Annotated in this window: 5 protein-coding genes and 1 pseudogene; 2 read left to right on the top strand and 4 right to left on the bottom strand. The window is 71.5% G+C overall.

Going from position 1 to position 4,448, the window contains the following annotated elements; translation table 11 throughout:
• The first annotated feature begins 174 nt into the window (after positions 1–174).
• Entirely contained in the window at positions 175–801 is a 627-nt protein-coding gene (locus tag ROTAS13_RS20025) for a flavin reductase family protein (RefSeq protein WP_058389552.1), read from the top strand.
• A 28-nt stretch (positions 802–829) separates the two neighbouring features.
• Here ROTAS13_RS20025 and ROTAS13_RS20030 read toward each other — a convergent pair whose 3' ends face one another.
• From ROTAS13_RS20030 to ROTAS13_RS20045, 4 genes are all read right to left on the bottom strand, one after another.
• On the bottom strand, positions 830–2,239 hold the full coding sequence (locus tag ROTAS13_RS20030; RefSeq protein WP_058389551.1) for a replication-associated recombination protein A: 1,410 nt from the start codon (positions 2,237–2,239) through the stop codon (positions 830–832).
• A 45-nt stretch (positions 2,240–2,284) separates the two neighbouring features.
• Positions 2,285–2,662, bottom strand: coding sequence for a hypothetical protein (locus ROTAS13_RS20035; protein ID WP_051004836.1), 378 nt, complete (start codon positions 2,660–2,662; stop codon positions 2,285–2,287).
• Between the two features lie 2 nt (positions 2,663–2,664).
• A complete protein-coding gene (gene moaA / locus ROTAS13_RS20040; RefSeq protein WP_058389550.1) occupies positions 2,665–3,657 on the bottom strand; it encodes a GTP 3',8-cyclase MoaA in 993 nt (330 codons plus the stop codon).
• Between the two features lie 196 nt (positions 3,658–3,853).
• Entirely contained in the window at positions 3,854–4,039 is a 186-nt protein-coding gene (locus ROTAS13_RS20045) for a DUF3553 domain-containing protein (RefSeq protein WP_019461189.1), read from the bottom strand.
• Positions 4,040–4,176: 137 nt separating this feature from the next.
• Here ROTAS13_RS20045 and ROTAS13_RS20050 point away from each other — a divergent pair.
• Positions 4,177–4,448, top strand: a pseudogene (locus ROTAS13_RS20050) (hypothetical protein); the annotation flags it as partial.

The raw sequence follows: 4,448 nt of genomic DNA on the forward strand, positions 1-4,448 counted from the left end.
GGCACAGCCCGCCGCGACGTGGTTCCGTGGCGACGGGCGCGGGCAGGAGGCCGGCGCCCATCCCCGGCAGCCGGGCGCCCGGGCCATGCGGGCGCGTTGAGAGGGGGAGGCGACATGCGGGCCGAACCGGGGCAGGTTCGGCCCAACCACGCCACCGGAGCAGCAGGGCCCAGCATGAACCAGCAGGACGACACCCACTTCTACGAGCCGGCCAAGGGCCACGGCCTGCCGCACGACCCCTTCAACGCCATCGTCGGGCCACGTCCGATCGGCTGGGTCTCCACCCAGGGCCAGGATGGCAGCGTCAACCTCGCGCCCTACAGCTTCTTCAACGCCTTCAACTACACGCCGCCGATCATCGGCTTCTCCTCCACCGGGGCGAAGGACAGCCTTCGCAATGCGCGGGAAACGGGGGAGTTCGTCTGGAACCTGGCGACGCGCGAGCTGGCCGAGGCGATGAATGCGAGCTGCGCCCCGGTGCCCTACGGCACCGACGAATTCACCCTGGCCGGGCTGGAGAAGGCGCCCTCGCGCCTCGTCGCGCCGCCGCGCGTGGCGGCGAGCCCGGTGCAGTTCGAATGCAAGGTCTCGGAGATCGTCCAGCTCAAGGGCTATCACGGCAACCCCGCCCAGGCCTGGCTGGTGCTGGGGGAGGTGGTGGCGGTGCATATCCGCCGCAGCCTGCTGAAGGAGGGCATCTTCGACACCTTCGGCGCCGGGGTGATCCTGCGCGCCGGCGGGCCGAGCGCCTATGCCGCGATCAGGCCGGAGAACCGCTTCGACATGCGCCGGCCCGGTTGAAGGGCGGCCGCCGGGTGCCTCCCGGCGGTCAACCCTCGGCCTGCCCTTCGTTCCGGCGCTGCGCCCGCAACTCCTCCCACTGCTCCAGCCGCGCCGCCACCCGGGCCTCGGCGCCCCGGTCGGTGGGGCGGTAGAAGCGGCGCCGCGCCATCCCTTCGGGGAAGTAGTCCTGGCCGGAGAAGGCATCCTCCTGGTCGTGGTCGTAGGCATAGCCCTGACCGTAGCCGAGCTGCTTCATCAGCCTGGTCGGCGCGTTCAGGATATGCGCGGGCGGCATCAGGCTGCCCGTCTCTGCCGCGGTGGACTGGGCTTCCTTCCAGGCGACATAGGCGGCGTTGGACTTGGGTGCCGCGCCCAGATGCAGCACGAGCTGCGCCAGGGCCAGCTCCCCCTCCGGCGAGCCGAGCCGCTCATAGGCCTGCCAGGCCGCCAAAGCGAGGTGCAGCGAGGCGGGATCGGCGGCGCCGATATCCTCCGAGGCGAAGCGCAGCAGGCGGCGGGCGATGTAGCGCGGGTCCTCCCCGCCCCGGACCATGCGGGCGAACCAGTAGAGCGCGGCATCCGGGTCGGACCCCCGCAGCGACTTGTGCAGGGCCGAGATGAGGTTGAAATGCTCCTCCCGGTCCTTGTCGTAGAGCGCGGCGCGCCGGGCCAGCAGTTCCGATAGCCCCCGCGCATCCAGCGGCGCCGTGCCTTCGGGCAGGGCGAGAAGCTGTTCCGCCATGTTCAGCAGGTAGCGCCCGTCGCCATCGGCCATGGCGCGCAGCGCGGACCGCGCCGCCTCGTCCAGCGGCAGGGGGCGCCCGGCCTCCGCCGCCGCGCGGTCCAGCAGCAGGTCCAGCGCCGCGTCGTCCAGCCGCCGCAGCACCAGCACCTGGCAGCGCGAGAGCAGGGCGCCGTTCAGCGCGAAGGAGGGGTTCTCGGTGGTGGCGCCGACCAGCACCACCGTGCCGTTCTCCACCACCGGCAGGAAGCCGTCCTGCTGCGCCCGGTTGAAGCGGTGGATCTCGTCCACGAAGAGCAGCGTGCCCTGGCCGTTCTGGCGCCGGGCGCGCGCCTCGTCGAAGGCGCGCTTGAGGTCGGCGACGCCGGAGAAGACCGCCGAGAGCGGCGCGAAGCGGAGCCCCGCTTCCTCCGCCAGCAGGCGCGCGATGGTGGTCTTGCCCACCCCGGGTGGCCCCCAAAGGATCAGCGAGGCCAGGGCGCCGCGGTCGAGCATCCGGCGCAGGCTGCCCTGCGGGCCGAGCAGGTGGTCCTGCCCGACCACCTCCGCGAGGCGGCGCGGGCGCAGGCGGTCGGCCAAAGGGGTCGCAACCGGGGCGCCGCCGGAGCGTGTGGCGCCCGGTCCGGATGCGGGGGCTTCGCCGCTGGTCTCGTGTGGCTGGCCGAACAGGTCCGGCGCGGCATGGGGGGCCTCGGGGGCACGCTTGGGCGGCATGCGACGCAACCTAGCGCATCGCCGGTCCGCTGGGGACCGCCCCTCTCAGCGCAGCCGCGGCTCCTGGCGGTAGCCGCGGCTGCCCGGCACCTCCGGCGGCGGCGGCACGGGCGGCGTGGTACGGACGGGCCGGATGTCGCGCTGCGCGGTGGCCCGCATCGAGGGCGGGCTTTCCCAGCCTTCCTCGGGCGTCAGGCGGCGCGAGGAGGGGAGTTCCGGCAGGCGCATGGCCAGGGCGCGGATGTCGTCCTGGATCTCGTCGAGCTGCGCCTCCAGGGATTCCAGCCGGCCCTTCACGCCGAAGACGCTGAAGGGCATCAGCAGGAAGGCGATCGCCGCCAGCAGCAGCAGCAGCGCCACCACGAGGCCCGACCATTCAGGCAGCCCCGGGATCGCAAGGGAATTGATCAGTTCGGACGGCACGCTCAGCCCCCGGTGACGGACATGTGACGATGCAGTGCAGGACGAGCCTGCCTCCGGTCAATCACGAAGTCATGTCCCTTCGGCTTGCGGGCGATGGCGTCGCGGATCGCCGCCTGCAGACCGGCTTCCCCAAGCGCCGGGTCGCGCAGCGGGCGGCGTAGGTCCGCGGCATCCTCCTGTCCCAGGCACATGTAGAGCGTGCCCGTGCAGGTGAGGCGGACCCGGTTGCAGCTCTCGCAGAAATTGTGGGTCATCGGCGTGATGAAGCCGAGGCGGCCGCCGGTCTCCGCCACGCGGTAATAGCGCGCCGGGCCGCCGGTGCGGTGGTCGCTTTCCTCCAGCGTCCAGTTTAGACGCAGCCGCGACCGCACCAGCGAGAGCGGCAGGTACTGGTCCGTGCGGTCGCCGCTGATCTCGCCCAGCGGCATGGTCTCGATCAGGGTGAGGTCGAAGCCGTGTTCACCGCACCATTCGATCATGCGGTCGAACTCGGCCTCGTTCACGTCCTTCAGCGCCACGGCATTGATCTTCACGGCCAGGCCGGCGGCCTTGGCGGCGAAGATGCCTTCCAGCGTCTGGTCCAGCTTTCCCCAGCGCGTGACCGCGCGGAAGGTGCCCGGGTCCAGCGTGTCGAGCGAGACGTTCACCCGCCGCACCCCGGCGCCGTAGAGGTCGCCCGCCAGCTTCGTGAGCTGCGTGCCGTTGGTGGTGACCGTCAGCTCCCGCAACCCTCCGCCATCCAGTCGCGCGCCCAGCGAGCGGAACAGGGAGATCACGTTGCGCCGGACCAGCGGCTCCCCACCGGTCAGCCGGATGCGCTCCACGCCCAGGTCGATGAAGGCGCCGCAGAGCCGGTCCAGCTCCTCCAGGCCGAGAACCTCCGCCTTCGGCAGGAAGGTCATGTCCTCCGCCATGCAATAGACGCAACGCAGGTCGCAACGATCCGTGACCGACACGCGTAGGTAGCTGATGCGGCGCCCGAAGGGGTCCTCCATCGGAGCGGGTGTCGTGGCAGGGAAAGGGCCGGTGAAGGCGGTGCCGGCGGAAAAGGGGAGGGGCAGGTCGGTCACGATGGCCTTGGCGTCTGTGGATGGGCCCGGCGAAACGACGGCGGTGGCCTTCCGATGTGGCGGGACACGGGCGCCGCCGCAAGGCCCTGTCGGCACGGCACGGCACAGCCCGGCGCCGGCCTCAGCGGTCCGGCACGATCTCCAGCGTCACGTGCACCGTGTTGATCAGCAGCTTGCCGGCATGTTCGAAATTGACCGTCACGCGCTCCCCGGTCACGGACTGCACCTGTCCGATGCCCCAGTCCGGGCGCGACGGATGGCGCACGCGCATTCCAGGCTCGATCAGGTCGCTGTTTCCGGCGGACATGCCGGCAGAATGGCACCGGCCAGCACCGGGTGTCCATGACGGGGCCCATCACGGAGGCGCAAGGAAGGGCATGCGTTCATCTTGCGGCAACCCCTGATCCGCCAGAGAGCATGCTTTCCCACGGAACCGATACCGGAATGCGATTCGACCTATCCCTGACCCAGGATCTCTGCGCCCGCCTTTGCCACGACCTGGGCGGGCCCCTGGGCAGCGTGTCCGGTGCACTCGACCTGATCGGGCCGGTGGACGAGGCCGCGCTGGTGGCTCGCGAAAGCGCCGAGGTGCTGGAAGGCCGGCTGCAGCTCTGGCGCGCCCTGGCCGGCGCCGGCACCGGCCCGCTGGACCGCGAGGGCCTCGCTGCGCTGCTGGCCGGCGGCTTCGGCGGCAGCCGCGTTTCCGCCGACCTGTC

This window comes from Roseomonas sp. TAS13 (assembly GCF_001950415.1).
GTDB classification, from domain to species: domain Bacteria; phylum Pseudomonadota; class Alphaproteobacteria; order Acetobacterales; family Acetobacteraceae; genus Roseomonas; species Roseomonas mucosa.

Excerpts from the sequence above, each read along its gene's own strand:
- ROTAS13_RS20025 (WP_058389552.1), top strand. The coding sequence starts at position 175 with ATGAACCAGCAGGACGACACCCACTTCTACGAGCCGGCCAAGGGCCAC.
- ROTAS13_RS20030 (WP_058389551.1), bottom strand. The coding sequence starts at position 2,239 with ATGCCGCCCAAGCGTGCCCCCGAGGCCCCCCATGCCGCGCCGGACCTG.
- moaA (WP_058389550.1), bottom strand. The coding sequence starts at position 3,657 with ATGGAGGACCCCTTCGGGCGCCGCATCAGCTACCTACGCGTGTCGGTC.
- ROTAS13_RS20045 (WP_019461189.1), bottom strand. The coding sequence starts at position 4,039 with ATGTCCGCCGGAAACAGCGACCTGATCGAGCCTGGAATGCGCGTGCGC.